Annotated in this window: 2 protein-coding genes; both read left to right on the top strand. The window is 48.8% G+C overall.

Features of this window, described 5'->3' with window-relative positions:
- A partial coding sequence (locus R7070_RS24885; RefSeq protein ID WP_318141358.1) for a LysR substrate-binding domain-containing protein occupies window positions 1-508 on the top strand: 508 nt, incomplete at its 5' end.
- A 201-nt stretch (window positions 509-709) separates the two neighbouring features.
- The coding region (locus R7070_RS24880) for an aminopeptidase P family N-terminal domain-containing protein (RefSeq protein WP_318141357.1) at window positions 710-1584 on the top strand (875 nt) is incomplete at its 3' end.

Here is a 1584-nt window from a genome sequence, read left to right as displayed (position 1 = left end):
TGGTGAGTTGGATTTGGGATTAACAGGTAAAGACATCGACATCAATGACGCAAAGCTTACCCTACTGCCACCGGATGATATTTGCGAACTCGAAATCTATCGCGACCATCAGATGTGCATCATTCGTAAAAACCACCCCGCACTAAAACAGAAGTGGAACCTCGAAGCGTATCTCGCACTTCGTCACGTACAAGTGCGATGTGATGGAAACGACCGTTGGTTGTTGGATTATCGTTTAGCAGACATTGGCGCAGAGCGCGATATCGCAGTCACTGTTCCAGATCTCAATAGTGCCGCCAGCTTGTGTTCTTACACCGACTTCATCTTTACCGCGCCGAGCCATTTTGTGCAACTGGCTGCCAAACAGCTCGACTTGGTGGTCTTGCCATTGCCGCTTGAATTCCCGCCCATGGCTTACACTCTGTTTTGGCACAGAGACAGAGAAAACGACCCAGCCTTGAATTGGCTGCGCACGATGATCACGCAAAAAACCGATCACCTTAGATAAAAATTTCGGACGCAATTTGCGCTTAGCGGTTAAAATGAGTAGCTTAACAGTCGATAGTCCTTTTTGGCTCATCTATGGCCTGTTGTACCCAGACTTAAACGTCATCTTGCTACGGCGTTTAACTCAATCACTGCACGAAGCAGAAGGAAACAGCTCCCACACCTGAGCATGAAGGAGCGGTAATTTGAAGGAATAAAACAGATGCACAACGATACCCTAAGCCGCGTGAACGCAATTCGCGAATGGCTTGCTCAACACAACATTGATGCCCTATTGATCCCTCACGAAGATGAATACCTGGGTGAATATGTCCCTGCGCACAATGAACGCCTCCATTGGCTAACCGGATTCACAGGCTCCGCAGGCGCAGCCGTGATCACACAAGACAAAGCCGCGATTTTTGTTGATGGCCGCTACACCGTTCAAGTGACCAAACAAGTTCCTAGTGAGTTGTTTGAATATCGCCACCTAATTGAAGAACCAGCATTGGATTGGATTCAAGACAATCTAACCGCAAATGCGTCCGTGGCTATCGACCCACGCATGCACAGTTCGGCTTGGCTAGATATGGCACAAGCAAAACTGGCCGGAAAACTTGAGCTAAACATTCTCTCCAGCAACCCAATTGATGAGCTGTGGCATGACCGCCCTGCACCAGTGGTTTCTGACGTTCGCCTCATGCCAACAGAAGCCGTTGGTCAATCAAGCGAAAGTAAGCGTAAAGAGATCGCTCAACTGGTAGCAAAAGCCGGTGCAGACAGCGCAGTCATCACAGCGCTTGATTCTATTTGTTGGCTATTGAATGTACGTGGCTTGGATGTATCGCGTTTGCCAGTTTTACTCTCGCACGCGATTCTTCATGCCGACTCAAGTGTAGAGTACTTCCTAGATCCCGCTCGCTTACCTGCTGAATTTGCAGCGCACGTGGGCACTGGTGTGACGGTTCATCATCCAGAAGCACTTCAATCTCGCCTTGAAGCCATGTCTGGTAAAAAGGTATTGCTCGACCCAGCAATCAGTAACGCATGGTTTAAGTTAGTTCTGCAAAATGCAGGCGCATCGGTTATTACTGCAGC

The sequence above is a fragment of the Vibrio sp. 1557 genome (genome assembly GCF_033340175.1).
Classification (GTDB): Bacteria; Pseudomonadota; Gammaproteobacteria; order Enterobacterales; family Vibrionaceae; genus Vibrio; species Vibrio alginolyticus.
The sequence above is the reverse complement of the archived record's forward strand: the minus strand, read 5'-3'. Positions and strand labels throughout refer to the sequence as shown.